The sequence below is a fragment of the Paracoccus sp. SMMA_5_TC genome (genome assembly GCF_009696685.2).
Classification (GTDB): Bacteria; Pseudomonadota; Alphaproteobacteria; order Rhodobacterales; family Rhodobacteraceae; genus Paracoccus.
In genome coordinates, this window is sequence record NZ_CP102355.1 from 2,396,517 (window position 1) to 2,412,910 (window position 16,394).

General features: G+C 65.6%; 15 protein-coding genes. 10 read left to right on the plus strand and 5 right to left on the minus strand.

The genetic code is table 11. The features are described from left to right. Nucleotides 1-74 precede the first annotated feature (74 nt). From GB880_RS12375 to mnhG, 6 genes are read left to right on the plus strand one after another with little or no spacing between them, the layout of a single operon-like run. Nucleotides 75-2,948: a monovalent cation/H+ antiporter subunit A gene (locus GB880_RS12375; RefSeq protein ID WP_154490078.1), complete on the plus strand. Its 2,874-nt coding sequence runs from the start codon at nt 75-77 to the stop codon at nt 2,946-2,948. After that, the gene (locus tag GB880_RS12380) at nt 2,948-3,292 is read left to right on the plus strand and encodes a Na+/H+ antiporter subunit C (protein ID WP_154490080.1); all 345 of its coding nucleotides are present in this window, start codon (nt 2,948-2,950) and stop codon (nt 3,290-3,292) included. Before GB880_RS12375 ends, GB880_RS12380 begins: the two co-directional genes overlap by 1 nt. Next, nucleotides 3,289-5,019: a monovalent cation/H+ antiporter subunit D gene (locus GB880_RS12385; RefSeq protein WP_154490082.1), complete on the plus strand. Its 1,731-nt coding sequence runs from the start codon at nt 3,289-3,291 to the stop codon at nt 5,017-5,019. Before GB880_RS12380 ends, GB880_RS12385 begins: the two co-directional genes overlap by 4 nt. Then, on the plus strand, nt 5,016-5,504 hold the full coding sequence (locus GB880_RS12390; protein WP_154490084.1) for a Na+/H+ antiporter subunit E: 489 nt from the start codon (nt 5,016-5,018) through the stop codon (nt 5,502-5,504). Before GB880_RS12385 ends, GB880_RS12390 begins: the two co-directional genes overlap by 4 nt. Beyond that, nucleotides 5,501-5,782 (plus strand): K+/H+ antiporter subunit F, encoded by a 282-nt coding sequence (locus GB880_RS12395; protein WP_154490086.1) that lies wholly within the window; start codon nt 5,501-5,503, stop codon nt 5,780-5,782. Before GB880_RS12390 ends, GB880_RS12395 begins: the two co-directional genes overlap by 4 nt. Beyond that, nucleotides 5,779-6,171 carry a monovalent cation/H(+) antiporter subunit G gene (mnhG, locus tag GB880_RS12400; protein ID WP_154490088.1) on the plus strand — a complete coding sequence of 131 codons (393 nt, stop codon included), beginning with the start codon at nt 5,779-5,781 and terminating at the stop codon, nt 6,169-6,171. The genes GB880_RS12395 and mnhG overlap by 4 nt, the downstream gene beginning before the upstream one ends. Here mnhG and aroB read toward each other — a convergent pair. Together aroB and GB880_RS12410 are read right to left on the minus strand one after the other, a co-directional pair. Further along, a complete protein-coding gene (gene aroB / locus GB880_RS12405) occupies nt 6,147-7,250 on the minus strand; it encodes a 3-dehydroquinate synthase (RefSeq protein ID WP_154490090.1) in 1,104 nt (367 codons plus the stop codon). The genes mnhG and aroB overlap by 25 nt on opposite strands. After that, nucleotides 7,247-7,783 (minus strand): shikimate kinase, encoded by a 537-nt coding sequence (locus GB880_RS12410; protein WP_154490092.1) that lies wholly within the window; start codon nt 7,781-7,783, stop codon nt 7,247-7,249. Before GB880_RS12410 ends, aroB begins: the two co-directional genes overlap by 4 nt. Before the next feature lie 130 nt (nt 7,784-7,913). Between GB880_RS12410 and GB880_RS12415 the strand changes: the two genes are divergently transcribed. From GB880_RS12415 to GB880_RS12425, 3 genes are read left to right on the plus strand one after another with little or no spacing between them, the layout of a single operon-like run. Next, the gene (locus tag GB880_RS12415; RefSeq protein ID WP_154490094.1) at nt 7,914-8,144 is read left to right on the plus strand and encodes a hypothetical protein; all 231 of its coding nucleotides are present in this window, start codon (nt 7,914-7,916) and stop codon (nt 8,142-8,144) included. Further along, on the plus strand, nt 8,131-9,753 hold the full coding sequence (locus GB880_RS12420) for a hypothetical protein (protein WP_154490096.1): 1,623 nt from the start codon (nt 8,131-8,133) through the stop codon (nt 9,751-9,753). The genes GB880_RS12415 and GB880_RS12420 overlap by 14 nt, the downstream gene beginning before the upstream one ends. After that, nucleotides 9,750-10,736 carry a site-specific tyrosine recombinase XerD gene (locus tag GB880_RS12425; protein ID WP_154490098.1) on the plus strand — a complete coding sequence of 329 codons (987 nt, stop codon included), beginning with the start codon at nt 9,750-9,752 and terminating at the stop codon, nt 10,734-10,736. The genes GB880_RS12420 and GB880_RS12425 overlap by 4 nt, the downstream gene beginning before the upstream one ends. A gap of 21 nt (nt 10,737-10,757) precedes the next feature. On the opposite strand, the gene GB880_RS12430 is transcribed toward GB880_RS12425, so the two are convergent. The 3 genes from GB880_RS12430 to GB880_RS12440 all read right to left on the minus strand — a co-directional run bounded on the left by GB880_RS12430 (nt 10,758) and on the right by GB880_RS12440 (nt 14,282). Continuing rightward, a complete protein-coding gene (locus GB880_RS12430) occupies nt 10,758-12,248 on the minus strand; it encodes a nucleobase:cation symporter-2 family protein (protein ID WP_154490100.1) in 1,491 nt (496 codons plus the stop codon). Nucleotides 12,249-12,320: 72 nt separating this feature from the next. Continuing rightward, a complete protein-coding gene (locus GB880_RS12435) occupies nt 12,321-13,646 on the minus strand; it encodes a hypothetical protein (protein WP_263467166.1) in 1,326 nt (441 codons plus the stop codon). A gap of 75 nt (nt 13,647-13,721) precedes the next feature. After that, nucleotides 13,722-14,282, minus strand: a complete 561-nt coding sequence (locus GB880_RS12440; protein WP_263467167.1) for a hypothetical protein — start codon at nt 14,280-14,282, stop codon at nt 13,722-13,724. Between the two features lie 56 nt (nt 14,283-14,338). Here GB880_RS12440 and tkt point away from each other — a divergent pair, with 56 nt between their 5' ends. Next, nucleotides 14,339-16,357: a transketolase gene (gene tkt / locus GB880_RS12445; RefSeq protein ID WP_154550528.1), complete on the plus strand. Its 2,019-nt coding sequence runs from the start codon at nt 14,339-14,341 to the stop codon at nt 16,355-16,357. Nucleotides 16,358-16,394: the final 37 nt, after the last annotated feature.

The window sequence follows — 16,394 nt, forward strand, 5'->3', positions numbered from 1 at the left end:
TTCCCTCAGGAACGATTGTGATTGGCGCGACCACCCGTCTATGATCGAGCACATTCCAATCGAAAAGGGTGCCGATGGTCGAACAGAACCTGTTGCTGTTACTTGTTCTGGCACCATTCGGCGCAGCCGCGCTGGCCGCCACACTTTCGATCCGCGCCCGCAATGCCGAAGCGATCCTTTCCGGCGTCACCATGCTGGTGATGCTGGCGATCCTCGGTTGGCTTTACCCGGCGGTCGCTGATTCGGGCCGTATTCACGCCCGGATGAACTGGGTCCCCTCTCTGGGGCTTGATCTGAACTTTCGCATGGACGGCTTTGCCTGGTTGTTCATGGTGCTGGTCGCCGGCATCGGGCTGCTGGTGACGATCTATGCCCGCTACTACATGTCGCCCGAGGATTCCGCGCCCCGGCTGTATTCATGCCTGCTGGCTTTCGCGGGGGCGATGGCAGGGGTGATCCTGTCAGGCAATATCCTGATGATGGTGATCTTCTGGGAGATTACCAGCCTCGCCTCATTTCTGCTGATCGGTTACTGGTATCATCGTCAGGATGCGCGTGACGGCGCAAGGATGGCGCTGATCGTGACCGCCGGCGGGGGGCTGTGCCTGCTGCTGGCCATGGTGCTGCTGGGACAGGTGGCGGGCAGTTACGACCTGGACAAGGTGCTGCAGGCCGGGCCACAGGTTCGCGCACATCCGCTGTATGCAATCATCCTGGGCTTGTTCCTGCTGGGGGCATTCACCAAATCGGCGCAGGTTCCGTTTCATTTCTGGCTACCCAATGCCATGGCCGCCCCGACCCCGGTTTCGGCCTATCTGCATTCGGCCACAATGGTGAAGGCCGGGGTATTCCTGTTGCTGCGCTTTCACCCGGTGCTGGGCGAAACCGACCTGTGGTTCCAGATCGTCACCGGATTCGGCCTGGCCACGCTGGTCATTGGTGCCTTTGTCGCCATATTCTGCCACGATCTCAAAAGCCTTCTGGCCTATTCGACCATCAGCCACCTGGGTCTGATCACGGCACTGATCGGCATCGGCAGCCCGCTTGCGCTGGTTGCGGCGATATTTCACATCGTCAACCATGCCGTGTTCAAGGCATCGCTGTTCATGGCCGCCGGCATCATCGATCATGAAACCGGCACCCGCGACATGCGCCGCCTGTCGGGTCTGGCGCGATCGATGCCGGTCACCGCGGCCCTGGCGATGATTGCATCGGCGGCGATGGCCGGGGTGCCGCTGCTGAACGGTTTCCTGTCCAAGGAGATGTTCTTCGAGGCGACTTACGTCTGGAACAATGGCAGTCCGCTGGACAATGTCGCCCCCTATATCGCCGTGCTGGCCGGTGCGTTCAGCGCCGCCTATTCGCTGCGCTTCATCGTGACGGTGTTTTTCGGCCCACCGGCGCAAGACTTGCCGCAGACCCCGCACGAGCCGCCGATGCTGATGCGCCTGCCGGTGGCGGTCCTGGTGACGATCTGCCTGGCGGTCGGCATCTTTCCCCAAAAGGTGCTGGGCCCATGGCTGGCCACCGCCAGCCTGGCGGTTGTGGGAACCTCGCTGCCGACCTACAGCATCAAGCTGTGGCATGGCGTCACCCCGGCCCTGATCATGAGCCTGATCGCCATGAGCATCGGGGCGCTGATCTATCTTTTGCCCCGTCGCCTGATCGACAGCGGGGCCGAAGGCTTTCGCCTGCTGCGCGTGATCGACGTGGCCCGAGGCTTCGAGTGGTCGCTGCACCTGCTGACGCAGCGGCTGCCGGTGGCGTTCATGGGCCTGTTCCAGGCCAACGGCTTGCAGGCACAGATGCGGGCGATCGTGCTGCTGGCATTGGCCTCGGCCTGGTTCGTGCTGGCGGTGCTGGAATGGAACGTGCCGCTGCCCAGGATTGCCGCCTCGGAAGCCGTGTTTGCGCTGCTGTGGGTGGTCGGCGGCATCTGCGCCATAGGCGCGGCCTGGCAGGCCAAATATCACCGCTTTGCCGCGCTGGTGCTGATGGGGGGCGCCGGTCTGGTGACCTGCGCCACATTCGTCTGGCTGTCCGCGCCCGACCTTGCCGTGACCCAGCTGTTGGTCGAGATCGCCACCACGACCCTGCTGCTGCTGGGTCTGCGCTGGTTGCCCAAGCGTGACGACACCATTCCCGGTGACGGGGATCTGGCCGCGCGCTATCGCCGGTTTCGCGACCTGCTGATCGCGGTTGCCTGTGGGGCGGGTATGACAGCGCTGGCGCTGGCGGTGTTGCTGACACCGCCGGGCCCATCGGTGGGCGACTGGTTCCTGCGCAATGCCTATGTCGAGGGCGGCGGCACCAATGTCGTCAACGTCATTCTGGTTGATTTCCGTGCCTTTGACACCTTCGGCGAAATCACCGTGCTGGCGGTGGTGGGGCTGACGGTCTATGCGCTGCTGCGCCGCTTTCGCCCCGCCCCCGAAAGCGTGGCCCGCCCGCGCCCGCAGCAGGATGCCGAGGAACAGGGGTTGGCCAGTTACCTGTTCGTTCCGGCCGTGCTGATGCAATGGATGTTTGCCCCGATCATCACCTTGTCGGCCTATCTGTTCTTTCGCGGCCATGATCTGCCGGGCGGCGGCTTTGCAGCTGGCGTCACCCTGGCAATCGGCCTGCTGCTGCAATATGTGGCCGCAAATGTTCGCTGGGTCGAGGCGCGGCTGACCATTCTGCCGGTGCGGTGGATGGCAGTGGGGCTGACCACTGCGGCGGTGGTCGGGATGGGATCCTGGCTTTTCGGCTATCCATTCCTCAGCGCGCATGCGCAATACCTGCAGCTGCCGCTGCTGGGCAAGGTGCCGTTTTCGACGGCGATGCTGTTCGACCTGGGTGTGTTTGCGCTGGTGCTGGGGGCGATCGTCCTGATGCTGGTGGCGATCGCGCATCAGTCGCTGCGCGTCTCCCCCCGACCAGCCAACCCTGAACACGAGGAGGCGTGATGGAACTGATCCTGGCCCTGGCCATCGGCGTCATGACCGGATCGGGGGTCTGGCTGCTGCTGCGGCCGCGATCCTATCAGGTGATCGTGGGCCTGTGTCTGCTCGCCTATGGCGTCAACCTGTTCATCTTTGCGATGGGGCGGCTTTACGTCGGCGCCGCACCGATCATGCCCAAGGGCGGCTTTGTCGATCCGACCGCCTATGCCGATCCGCTGCCGCAGGCGCTGGTGTTGACCGCAATCGTCATCAGCTTTGCCACCACCGCGCTGTTTCTGGTGGTCATGATCGCCGCGCGCGGCGCGACGGGCACCGACCATGTGGACGGCAAGGAGCGCAAGCCATGACCGCCGCGGACCACCTGATCCTGGCGCCCATCCTGATCCCGATCCTCACCGGGGCCATCATGCTGTTCTACAGCGACACCGCCCGCCAGAAAAAGCTGGTGTTCGGACTGGTGGCGGTGGGGTTGACCTTTCTGGCCTCGGCCGAGTTGCTGGCCGATGTGAAATCCGCAACCGAGCGCGGCGGCACGGTTGTCGGCCTGTATCGGCTGGGGGACTGGCCGGTGCCGGTGGGGATCGTGCTGGTGCTGGACCGGCTGTCGGCGATGATGGTGATGCTGACCTCGTTGCTGGCGGCGCCGTCGCTGATCTATGCGGCGGCGGGCTGGCACGGCAAGGGACAGCATTATCACAGCATGTTCCAGTTCCTGCTGGCAGGGGTCAACGGGGCCTTCCTGACCGGCGACCTGTTCAACCTGTTCGTGTTTTTCGAGGTGATGCTGGCGGCCTCATACGGATTGATGCTGCATGGTTCGGGGCCCGAACGGATCAAGGCCGGCCTGCATTACATCGCCATCAACCTTGCCGCATCGCTGCTGTTCCTGATCGGGGTGGCGCTGGTCTATGGCACCACCGGCACGCTGAACATGGCCGATGTGGCGCGCGCCCTGCACTGGCTGGATGACGAGCGCCGACTGCTGTTTCACGCCGCCGCGGGTTTCCTGGGGCTGGCCTTCCTGATCAAGGCGGCGGCCTGGCCGCTGTGCTTCTGGCTGCCGCCGACTTACGGCGTCGCCTCTGCGCCGGCCGCCGCGATCATGGCGATCATGACCAAGGTGGGGGTCTATGTGATCCTGCGGCTGTCGATGCTGGTCCTGGGGGTCGATGCCGGAATTTCGGCCGGTTTCGGCGCGCCTGTCCTGATCGTCGCCGGCATGCTGACCATGGGATATGGCATGGTCGGCCTGCTGGCCACCCCGCAACTGGCGCGCAAAGGGGGGTATCTGGCAATCCTGTCCTCGGGGACGGTGCTGACCGCCATCGGCTTTGCCCAGGCGGGTGGCGGTCCGGGCATCCTCAGCGGGGCGCTATTTTACATGATCGGCTCGACCGCGGCGGTTTCGGCATTCTTCCTGGTGGCCGAGCCGGTCAGCCGCGACGACCCGCGCAGTCAGGATGCCATCGATGGGTCCGAACCCGAACTGACGAACGCCACCTGGGCGCCGATGGGGCTGGACACGGTCGAGGATGCGCCCGCCCCGGCCAGCGAACGCACCGTCAGCTGGTTGACGATGACCGTGTGTTTCGCGTTGCTGGCGGCGATGCTGGCGGGGTTGCCGCCGCTGCCGGGCTTCATCGGCAAGCTGGCGATCCTGCAAGGCATGTTCGGCGACAACATGGCGGCACAGGAGCGCCTGTCGCCGCTGCTATGGATATATTCGGGGCTGCTGATCGTCAGCGGCCTTGCGGTGCTGATCGGGCTGATGCGCTTTGGCATCCGCCGCTTTTGGGCCGATGAATCGGCGCCGCCGCGCATCTTGGCGCTGGAGCTGTTCCCGGTTCTGATCCTGCTCGGCATGATCGGCCTGCAGACCCTGCGGGCCGAGCCGCTGATGGCTTATGCCCGCGACACCGCCAGCGCGCTGTTGCAGCCCGGCGTCTATCGCAACGCGGTCCTGGTCGATGCCCAGGACGTGCGCGCCGCGCCCAAGGACAGTGCCGCGCCGCAAGTCGCCGCCCCCAGCCCGGGCGAGGCGGTTGGCCCCACACCGCCAGAGGAGGCGCGATGACCCGGTTGATCCCCCATCCGCTGATGTCGCTGGCCCTGGTGGTGATGTGGCTGTTCCTGACGGCGTTTTCGCCGGGTCATCTGGTGCTGGGCACGATCATCGCGCTGATTGCCGGCTGGGCGGTGGAATATCTGCATCCGCCGCGACCCCGCATCCGCCGCTGGTCGGCGATCCCGCAGCTGATGTGGGTTGTGGCGCGCGATATCCTGCGGTCGAATATCAGCGTCGCACGTGTGTTGTTGCTGGGGCCGAACCATCCGGCCTATCATTCCGGGTTTGTCGAATTGGAATTGCAGCTGCGCGACCCCAACGCCATCGCGCTGCTAGCGGTCATCCTGTCGACCACCCCCGGCACCGCCTGGATCGAATACGAGCCCGAGGACGGACGCTTGCTGCTGCATGTCCTGGATCTGCGCAGCAGCGGCGACTGGCAGGAGTTTGTCCGCAACCGATACGAGACCCTGCTGATGGAGATTTTCGAATGAGCGTCCTGATCCTGAAGCTTGCCTTGGGCTACGCGCAGATCGCCCTGGTTCTGGCGCTGGGCCTGGCCTGCTGGCGTATGCTGCGCGGCCCGCGCGCGCAGGATCGGGTGCTGGGCCTCGATACCATGTATATCAATGCCATGCTGCTGTTTTTGGTCATCGGCATGGGCAATGGCACGGTGTTCTTTTTCGAGGGGGCGCTGGTCATCGCGGTTCTGGGCTTCGTCACCACCGTCTGCGCGGCCAAGTTCCTTATGCGCGGCGAGGTGATCGAATGACCCATCTTGAGCTGCTGCCGCCCTGGGCGGCCATCGTCATCGCGCTGTTCGTGACCATCGGTGCCAGCCTGACGCTGCTGGGCGGGATCGGGTTGATCCGGCTGAAAAGCTTCTATCAGCGGCTGCACGCGCCGACCTTGGGCTACAGCTATGGCACGTTCCTGATAATCCTCGCCTCGATGCTGATGTTTTCGCTGACCCAGACCAGGCCGGTGGTGCATGAGATGATGGTCGGCATCTTCATCATGCTGACGACGCCCATCACGCTGCTGATGCTGGGGCGGGCAGCCCTGCGGCGCGACCGCGACCGCAAGCTGATGCATGACGAGGTGGTGCCGCCGCGCCACCCCGCCACTGCCCAGGATCAGCGCGATGACGCCAGCACCTGACGCAACAGCGCCGGATCGACCTGGTCGGTGACGAAGGCCCGGCCAATGCCGTGCACTAGGATAAAGCGCAGCCGGCCGTCCTGCACCTTCTTGTCCTGCGCCATCAGGGCGATCAGCGCCTCGTCATCGGGCAGATCGCCCGGAATGTCGCCGATGCGGCAGGGCAGGCCCATGGCGGCGAAATGCGCGGCGACCCGCGACGGCGCCTCTTGGCTACACAGGCCCATGCGCGCGGACAGTTCAAAAGCCAGTGTGCAGCCGATGGCCACCCCCTCGCCATGAAGCAGCCGCGCACCATAGCCGGTGGCCGATTCCAGCGCATGGCCGAAGGTATGCCCCAGGTTGAGCAGCGCCCGTTCGCCCTGTTCGGTTTCATCGCGCTGGACGATCCCTGCCTTCATGGCGACGGAATGGCGCACGGCCCGTTGCAGCTTGCCGGGATCATGCACCAGCCCCGGCCCGGCCTCTTCCAGCCAGGCAAAGAACGCCTCATCCCCCAGCAGGCCGTATTTCGCCACCTCGGCGTAACCTGCACGAAAATCGCGCGGGGTCAGGGTCTGCAGGACGTCGATGTCGGCCAGCACCAGCGATGGTTGATGAAAGGCTCCGATCAGGTTTTTCCCCTGCGGGCTGTTGATGCCGGTCTTGCCGCCCACGGAACTGTCCACCTGCGCCAGCAGGGTGGTGGGAATCTGCACGAAGCGCAGGCCACGGCGCAGGATCGCCGCGGCAAAACCCGCCAGATCGCCGATCACCCCGCCCCCCAGCGCGATCACCAGATCCTTGCGCTCGATGCGGCAGGACAGCAGCCATTCGACGGCCCGGCCCAGTTCGGCCCAGGATTTGGTGGCCTCGCCCGCCGGCAAGGCCAGGGAACTGGCGGCAAGCCCTGCCTGCGCCAGCGATTGCTGCAGGCGCGGCAAATGCAGGCCCGCGACGGTCTCGTCGGTCAGGATCGCGACCCTTCGCGGACCGGCAAGGGCCCGGATTTCTTCCCCGGCCCGATCCAGCAGCCCTTGGCCGATGCGCACGTCATAGGATCGCGCATCCAGATCGACGCGCACGGTTTCGATGGTCATGTCGCCTCCAGAATCGCCGGATCATGGGCGCGAATGGCATCCATCACCCGGTTCGTCGTCTGATCGATGCTGTCGCCACGCCGTGCCGGCACGCGAATGGTCGCCAGTTCGTAAACCGGCCGGCGTTCGTTCAGCAGTCGTTCCAGCGTGCCGCGAGGATCGGGGGTTTGCAGCAACGGCCGCGTCGGCCTGCCCTTGACCCGTTGCCACAGCGTTTCCAGGTCGCAGTCCAGCCACACCGCCAGGCCGTGGCTGTCGATGGTCTCACGGTTCTGCGGCCGCATCCAGGCGCCCCCCCCGGTCGAGACGATGCCGCTGCCCGATTGCAGCACCCGCGCGAGTATTTCGGATTCGCGTGCGCGGAAGAATTCTTCGCCATCGCGGGCGAATATCTCGGGAATGGTCATCGCGGCGGCACGCTCGATCTCGGCATCGATGTCGGTGAATGGCCGGTGCAGCCGGCGCGACAATTCGCTGCCAATGGCCGTCTTGCCCGCCCCCATCATCCCGATCAGCACGATATTCCGCCGCATCCCCGCCCCGGCAACCCATTCTGGAACCGAGGTGACTGATGGCGTGATCTTTCGCAAAATGCCATATATATTTCGCACGAACCGGCGACAGACCGGATTTAGACATGACATTGAGCAGAAGGGACATTTCATGCGCTTGATCAAGACGGCAGCCATCCTGATGATTCTGGTGCTGCTGGGGCTTGTCGGATATGCCTATCTTGGCGACATGAGTTCCAAGCCGCGCGAAATGAGGATGCCCGTGCAACTGGATCTTGGCGCAAGCCCCCAGCCCTCGCCCGCCACGGGATCGGCCGAACCTGCGGCCAGCGCGGCACCACCCGCCCCTGCTGCGCAAGCGTCCCAAAATGATCTGGACTGATATCCGTCCGCTGATGTTCGCGGCACTGGCGGCCGCGATGGGCATGGCACCCGCCGCCCAGGCCCGGCCACCTCTATCCGCCAGCGACTGGTTATCGGGCAGCGTCCAGGCTCCGGGCACGGTGTCCGCGTGGCGCCCCGGCGACCCGCGCCCGGCCGAGACTCAGCGCCGCAGCAAGGACCAGATCGCCCGATCAGGGGCTGTCGAACCGGTCGGCGTGACCCGCCTGGGTGAAGGCAATCCCGATGGCAAGGGCACGGTCTCGCCCCGCGCGGCCGGCCTGCCGGCCGATCTTTGGGGTGACAGCGAGGTGCAGACGCTTGTTCGGCTGATCCGCGCCTCGAACCCGCGACTGCCGTCCTTGCGCCGGCTGGAACGGCGTTTGCTCGCCGCGCAATTGAATCCTCCGCGCACCCAGGCGGGCGAGGAAGGTCAGCTGTTCCTGGCGCGGGTGGACAAGCTGCTGGACATGGGTGCGACCGGCGCAGCCAAGGAGTTGTTGCGCACTGCCGGCCCTGGCGACCCCGAACGTTTTCGCCGCCTGTTCGATATTGCGCTGCTCTCTGCCGACGAAGCGCAGGCCTGCGAGGTGATGGACCGCACGCCGGGCGTGGCGCCCAGTTTTTCGGCGCGCATCTTCTGCCTGGCCTATAGCGGCGACTGGGCCGCCGCCGCGCTGGTCTTTCACGGCGCAGAGATGATGGGCCAGTTGCCGCCCGACATGGCCCCCCTGCTGGCGCGTTACCTGGATGACGCCTATGCCGACACCGTCGAAGACCTGCCGCCGCCGCAGGTGGTCACGCCACTGCATCTGCGTTTGCATGAGGCGATCGGGCAACCGCTGCCATCGGGCAGTCTGCCGCTGCCTTTCGCGCTGGCCGATCTGGGCGAGAACGGCGGCTGGAAGGCACAGCTGGATGCTGCGGAACGCCTGGCGCGGGCGGGTGCGATTCCGGCATCACAGCTGCGCGCCATCTATCTGGCGCAGAAGCCGGCAGCTTCGGGCGGGGTCTGGGACCGAGCGGCAGCAATCCAGGCGTTGGCCGATGCGCTGGCCTCGCGTCAGGATGAACAGATCGGGCCGGCCCTGATCCGGGCTTTCGACAGCATGGTTGCGGCCGGGCTTGGCCCGGCGCTTGCCGACATGGTCGGCGCCGAGGTTGGTGGATTGAATCTGCCCGATCGCGCTGGCCAGATTGCCTTGTGGCTGGCGTTACAGGCAGGTCAGGCGCAGGTCGTTCAGGCCACACCCCAAGGCGCCAGCCCCCTCGACGTCTGGTTGCTGGGATTCGCCCAGGGCGAGCCGGCATCTGCCCCCCCGACCGCTGACCGCCCGGCGGCCGAGCAGCTTTTTCCCGCGTTTCTGGGCCCATCGGAACGAAATGTCCCCGAAACGACTGCACGGCTGATTGTTGCAAACCGTCGTGGCGAGGCGTTGTTGCAGGCCATGGCCGATGTCGATGCGGGGCTGGATGGCGACCTGGCGCGCGCAGCGCAGGGGTTGCGGGTGCTGCGGGTGCTGGGACAGCAGGAAATCGCGCGCCAAGCCGCCGTCGAGTTGATTCTGGCGCCCGATCTTATGGGCGCACCGGGTGGCAAGACGCCATGACGCGGCATGGATTGGGCGATCAGGGGCGGGTTTCGGCCTTTCTGGACGCTCAGGCGGCCGAGGCAGGGGCAGCGCGCAATACGTTGCTGGCCTATGGACGCGACCTGTCGGACCTGCTGGACTGGCTGTCGGGTCAAGGCGTTGGTCTGCTGAAGATCACGCGGGAGATGATCGAGGATTACCTGTCCCACTGCGCTGCGCAGGGCCTGTCGCGCGCAACGCGCGCCCGCAGGCTGTCCGCAATCCGCCAGTTCTGTCGCTTTGCGCTGGAAGAAGGTTGGCGCGACGACGATCCGGCCATTCGCATCAGCGGTCCTGGTCGCGCACAGCGTCTGCCGCGCACGCTGAGCCGGGCAGAGGTGCAGGCGATGCTGGATGCGGTGCCTCGCCTGGGACGCAGCGCGGCCGAGCGCAGCCGGAATGCCGCGCTGATCGAACTGATCTATGCAACCGGCATGCGGGTCAGCGAACTGGTGACGCTGCCGATCAGTGCTTGCCGCGGCGATCCGCAATTGTTGCTGATCCGCGGCAAGGGGGGCAAGGAACGCTTGGTGCCCCTGAACGACCCGGCGCGACGGGCGCTGGCGGATTGGATCGCGCATCGCGACCAGTCCCCGCCTGACAGCCCGCTGGGCAGGCTGGTCGCCGGCAAGGGCGCAAGATGGCTGTTTCCCGCCAGCGGACGCGAAGGGCACATGACCCGGCAGGCGATGAACGGGCTTTTGCGCCAGCTGGCGCTGGCCGCCGGCATCGATCCATCGCGGGTGTCGCCGCATGTGATGCGCCATGCCTTTGCCACCCATCTGCTCGAGGGCGGCGCCGATCTGCGGGTCATCCAGTCACTGCTTGGCCACGCCGATCTGGGAACGACCGAAATCTATACCCATGTGCTGGACGCGCGGATGCGTGATCTGGTGCTGAACCATCATCCGCTGGCGGCGCCGCCCGCCAAGGACCGCGAAGACCAGACAGGCAGCGCCTGAGCCCTGCCCGTCCGGCTGCTCTCAGTGGTCGGCCATGCTGGCAGCGCGCTTGGCGTCCTCGATGCTGCCGCCGGTGCCGTTGAAATAGGCGTTCAGCCCGACAGCCGCGATTGTCGCCAGCAGAATCCCCGATTCGATCAGCGGATGAATGGCATGCGGCATCCATTGCTTGAAGTCGGGCGCCAACAGCGGGATCATGCCAAAGCCCAGCGATACCGCCACTACGAACAGGTTGTTGCGATTTCCTGCGAAATCCACAGTTGACAGGATGCGGATACCGGTCGCTGCCACCATCCCGAACATGACCAGCCCCGCGCCCCCCAGGACCGATGTCGGCAAGGATTCCACCGCCGCACCCATCTTGGGAATCAGGCCGAACAGGATCAGGATGACTCCACCGGCCACGCAGATGAAGCGGCTCTTGATACCCGTCACGCCCACAAGCCCGACATTCTGGCTGAAGGACGTGTAGGGGAATGTATTGAAGATGCCGCCGATCACCGTGCCTAGGCCATCGGTGCGCAGACCGGCCGTCAGCCGTTCGGGCGTGATCTTGCGGCCGGTCATGTCCCCCAGCGCAAGGAACATGCCGGTCGATTCGATCATCACCACGATCATCACCAGGACCATGGTGATGATCAGCACCGGGTCAAAGATGGGCATGCCGAAATGGAACGGGGTGACAATGCCGAACCAATGCGCCTCGGCGACCTTTTCAAATGTCATCTGCCCCAGCGCGATGGTCAGCGCCGCCCCTACCAGCATCCCCAGCAGCACAGCGATGTTGGCCACAAAGCCGCGTCCGAACCGGGCGATCAGCAGGATCGCCACCAGGACCACGGCCGAGATCACCATGTTGATCGGCCGGGCATAAAGCGGGTTCTGCACGCTGGGCGCAGGGGCAAAATTTTCAGGCAATGCCGGCACTGCGCCGGTCCCGGCCAGTTCCTTCAACTGATTCAACCAGCCTACCGCCACCGGATCCACCACCTTAGGCGCCGTGGGTCCGACCGGGTTGCCGAAGATCCAGTTGATGCCAACCCGCATCAAGGTCACCCCGATCACCAGGATGATGGTCCCCGTGACCAACGGCGGAAAGAATCGCAGCATGCGGCCGATGAACGGGGCGATAAGCATGGCGATGATGCCGGCGCCAATGATGGCACCAAAGATCATCCGCGCCCCATCCGGCCCGGGATAGGCGTTTGCCATCGCGACCATCGGTCCGACCGAGGCAAAGGTCACACCCATCATGACCGGCAACTGGATGCCGAAATACCGGGTTACACCAAGCGACTGGATGATTGTGGCGATGCCGCAGCAGAACAGGTCGGCAGAAATCAGAAACGCCACGTCCTGCGGCGACAGTTTCAGCGCCCGCCCCACGATCAGCGGCACGGCAACCGCCCCGGCATACATCACCAGCACATGCTGCAAGCCCAGCGTTGCCATCCGCACTGGCGGCAATATCTCGTCAACGGGATCGACGGATCTGGTCTGATGCTCGGTCATGACACCCCCCTGCCTGTCGTTCCGACTCCCTTCCCAGAAGTGTGCCGGCAGTTCGTTTTCATGACAACGATATTATTCGCTGACCTTTTCCGGGGGCGGCAAGCTGCGGCGCAATTGTCGACGGGTCTGCGCGATCAGCGGCAGATCGGGCCACAGGTTACTGGCCGTCTCGAGATGCCGCATGCCGTCGCCGAGCGCGCCTTCTTCAGCAAGACGCAAGGCAGCCGACAGGTGCAACAGCGGGTTATCGGGCGCCAGCGCCAATGCCGATCGCAGCCAGCGCCCCCCTGCGCGTCGGTTGCCGGCGCTGTAACATGCATCTGCCAGTCTTTTGTGCGTCAACGGCTGGTCAGGGCAATGTGCATCCAGCCAGTGCAGCAGCGAAAACGCCCGGTTCAGGCGCCCATGTGCCCGCAGCACCGCGCCCGCCAGGCCCAGGCGAACGGGCGCCGAATCCTCGGGTATGTCCGGGCAGCCACCAGCGGAAATCGCGGCCTCGAGCTGCGCCAAACCGGGCGCGATCATGCCGAGCTTGCGGTGCAGGTCAGGGCTTAGCAGCAAATCGCCATGCAAGCGCGGGTTCCCGATCAATTCCGCCCAGTCGCAGCGCAAGACCCACAGCGGCAGGCTTGGCTGGCCCGTGGCGGCATCGACCTGCGCAAGCGCCCCGGCCAGTATCGGCGCCGCCATCAGCGCGCGTCCGGCCGGGCCCTCCTCCATCACCAGCCGATGGGCGAGGCGCGGCATCAGCACCCCCTCGGCAGCGCGCCCGGAAAACAGCAGTTCCAGAAACTCTGCCGCGACGGTCGCCTGCTCGTCGTCGCCGCGTGCAAGCAGCAGCACCTGCCGCGGCAAGGCCCGATCGCGCTTTTGCAACATTTCTGCGTCAAGGCCCCGCCGCGCAAGCCTTCTGGCCTGGGGCAGATCGCCGCTGTCCAGTGCGACGGCTGCCAGTTCGCCATGCAGAAAGGGAAAGCGGTTCAGAAAAGCCTTCTGTGACGCATAGACGGCCAAAAGCTCGTTTCCGCGACCCCGCAGCACGGCGTGACGGCCCAGATAGGCCAGGCTTTGCGCAAGATCGCCCGGTGCAAGAAAGCTGTCGGGACGCGCCACGACCCTGTCCAGCAGCGCATCATAGGCTGCTTCGCGCTGATCCGGGGACAGGCCGGATGGCAGGCCCACGATCCGGCACCCCCCGATCAGCGCCGCTGCGCGGGAAAATGCGCTTTGATGCGGCGCACCCACCAGATCGCAACGCGCCATCAACAGCAGCTCCAGCAGGTCGCGCGCGGCAACCGGCAGGCGCAGCCCTTGCAACAGATCGGCCACCGCCAGAACCCGCGGATCGCCCTGCGCCAGATGAGGGATTGCGGCCAAAGTGTCAGAGAATGCCAGCACCGGCCCGCCCGTCTCGGCAAGAAAGGCGCGAAAGAACTCGTCCGGAACGTATTTCGAGGACCATCCGGAATAGGACTAGGGATGCGCATCCAGAATATCGCCGCGCCGCACATGAATGGCCGCAATCTGACCATTGCCCCAGTGCCCCAGCATCTGGACGCAGTCCTGCAACGCTGTCCGCAGCGGCGCGGCCAGTGCCAGGTCGGCGGCGACGCCGCGCATTTCGGCCGCCACATCGGCCGCCGATTCGTCCATGAACACCACCGGCTCGGCCATCGCATCGCAGACAAAGCGATGTCCCTGGTCCAGCATCTGCGCGAACTGCCGCTGGCTCACGCGCCGCGCCACCACGCCGATATTTTGACGCCCGGTCAGATCGGGCGCCCGGCCCACCACCTGAACATGCGCGGCAATCGTCGAATCTGCCAGGACATCGCCGGGATCCAGCAGGTCGGCATAGGGTCCGGTCGCATCCGACAACCAGAGGTATTTTCCAGTCACATCGAACTTGCGCGACAGGCGCATCACGTTCAACAGGCAGATGATCCGGGCGCCGATCCGGTCCTGGCGAAAACCGACAATGGGGTGGTCCTGCTGCATCGCCACGGCAATGCCCGATCCGCTGGCGGGTTGCAACTGCGGGCGCGCCTGCCTATCAGAACGGGCATCCCGCTTTTGCCAGGAGCCTGACCATGGACTTCGCCGCGCGCCGCAAGGCCGATCCCGCCCACTGGCGTCTCGCCACCGCCATCCGTGTCCTTTCCATGGATGCCGTCGAGGCCGCCAATTCCGGCCATCCCGGGATGCCGATGGGCATGGCCGACGTGGCCACCGTGCTGTTTCGCAACCACCTGAAATTCGACGCGGCTGCGCCGCACTGGTTCGATCGCGACCGCTTCGTGCTGTCAGCGGGCCATGGCTCGATGCTGATCTATTCGCTGCTCTACCTGACGGGGTATGAGCAGATGTCGCTGGATCAGATCCGCAACTTCCGGCAGTGGGGGTCGATCACCGCCGGTCATCCCGAATACGGCCACGCCGAAGGTGTCGAGACCACGACCGGCCCCCTGGGTCAGGGCATCGCCACCGCTGTCGGCATGGCCATCGCCGAAGAGGCGATGCGTGCCCAGTTCGGCGCCGAGCTGTGCGATCACAAGACCTGGGTCATCGCCGGAGATGGCTGCCTGATGGAAGGCATCAGCCAGGAGGCGATCGCCCTGGCCGGCCATCAGAAGCTGAAGAACCTGATCGTCCTGTGGGATAACAACGACATCACCATCGACGGGCGCGTGTCGCTGTCGGATTCGACCGATCAGCTGCGCCGCTTCGAGGCCTCGGGCTGGCGCACGCTGTCCTGCGACGGCCATGATGCCGCCGACATCGACCGCGCGCTTGCCGACGCGGCCTCGGGCAAGGATGACCGGCCGGTGCTGGTCGCCTGCAAGACCATCATCGGCTTCGGCGCGCCGAAGAAACAGGACACTTCGGGTGCGCACGGCTCGCCCCTGGGGGCCGAGGAAATCGCCGCCGCGCGGCAGAATTATGGCTGGGACAGCCCGGCCTTCGTCATTCCCGACGACATTCTGGCCGAATGGCGCCAGATCGGCGCACGTGGCCGGGCCGCGCGCGAGGCATGGAATGCCCGCGTGGACGCAGCCGAAAACCGCGATGAATTCGCCCGCCGCATTTCCGGCGCGGTCAGCGACCGCCTGGCCCCTGCCATTGCGGCGGTCAAGCAGCAGGCATTGGCCGACAAGCCCAAGGTAGCGACCCGCAAGGCCAGCGAGATGGTGCTGGAGGCCGTGAACGCCGCCCTGCCCGAAACCATCGGCGGTTCGGCCGACCTGACCGGCTCGAACAACACCAAGACCAGGGATCTGGGCAGCTTCACCCCCGAAAACCGCAGCGGGCGCTATATCTATTACGGCATCCGCGAACACGGCATGGCGGCGGCTATGAATGGCATCTGGCTGCACGGCGGGCTGCGGCCCTATGGCGGCACCTTCATGTGCTTTACCGATTATGCCCGCGGCGCCATGCGCCTGTCCGCGCTGATGGGGCTGCCCGTCACCTATGTGATGACCCATGACAGCATCGGCCTGGGCGAGGACGGCCCCACCCACCAGCCGGTCGAGCATCTGGCGATCTGCCGCGCGACGCCGAACACGCTGACCCTGCGCCCCTGCGATCTGATCGAGACCGCCGAGGCCTGGGAAATCGCCCTGACCAGCGAATCGACGCCCGCGGTGCTGGCGCTGTCGCGGCAGAACCTGCCCACGCTACGCCAGGAGGCCGGCGACAACCTGACGGCACGCGGCGCCTATGTGCTGCGCGAGGCATCGGCCGAACCCAAGGCAATCCTGATGGCCTCGGGCTCCGAGGTGGAAATCGCCGTCGCCGCGCGCGACCTGCTGGAGCAGAAAGGCATCCCCACCCGCGTGGTGTCGGTCCCGTCGATGGAGCTGTTCCGCGACCAGGACGAAGCCTATCGCCGGCAGGTCCTGCCCAAAGGGCCGGTGCGCGTCGCCGTCGAGGCCGCCGTGCGCCAGCCCTGGGACTGGCTGTTGCTGGGCGAACGCGGCAAGGAAAAGAAAGCGGGCTTTGTCGGCATGATCGGCTTTGGCGCCTCGGCCCCGGCGCCCACGCTTTACAAGGAATTCGGCATCACGGCCGAAGCTGTCGCGGCTGAAGCGCTGCGGCTGCTGGACTGAGCCCTTTCGTCAACGACGATCGGCCGCGCCATGGGCG

Coding starts and splice junctions, on each gene's coding strand:
- GB880_RS12375 (WP_154490078.1), top strand. CDS start 75: ATGGTCGAACAGAACCTGTTGCTGTTACTTGTTCTGGCACCATTCGGC.
- GB880_RS12380 (WP_154490080.1), top strand. CDS start 2,948: ATGGAACTGATCCTGGCCCTGGCCATCGGCGTCATGACCGGATCGGGG.
- GB880_RS12385 (WP_154490082.1), top strand. CDS start 3,289: ATGACCGCCGCGGACCACCTGATCCTGGCGCCCATCCTGATCCCGATC.
- GB880_RS12390 (WP_154490084.1), top strand. CDS start 5,016: ATGACCCGGTTGATCCCCCATCCGCTGATGTCGCTGGCCCTGGTGGTG.
- GB880_RS12395 (WP_154490086.1), top strand. CDS start 5,501: ATGAGCGTCCTGATCCTGAAGCTTGCCTTGGGCTACGCGCAGATCGCC.
- mnhG (WP_154490088.1), top strand. CDS start 5,779: ATGACCCATCTTGAGCTGCTGCCGCCCTGGGCGGCCATCGTCATCGCG.
- aroB (WP_154490090.1), bottom strand. CDS start 7,250: ATGACCATCGAAACCGTGCGCGTCGATCTGGATGCGCGATCCTATGAC.
- GB880_RS12410 (WP_154490092.1), bottom strand. CDS start 7,783: ATGCGGCGGAATATCGTGCTGATCGGGATGATGGGGGCGGGCAAGACG.
- GB880_RS12415 (WP_154490094.1), top strand. CDS start 7,914: ATGCGCTTGATCAAGACGGCAGCCATCCTGATGATTCTGGTGCTGCTG.
- GB880_RS12420 (WP_154490096.1), top strand. CDS start 8,131: ATGATCTGGACTGATATCCGTCCGCTGATGTTCGCGGCACTGGCGGCC.
- GB880_RS12425 (WP_154490098.1), top strand. CDS start 9,750: ATGACGCGGCATGGATTGGGCGATCAGGGGCGGGTTTCGGCCTTTCTG.
- GB880_RS12430 (WP_154490100.1), bottom strand. CDS start 12,248: ATGACCGAGCATCAGACCAGATCCGTCGATCCCGTTGACGAGATATTG.
- tkt (WP_154550528.1), top strand. CDS start 14,339: ATGGACTTCGCCGCGCGCCGCAAGGCCGATCCCGCCCACTGGCGTCTC.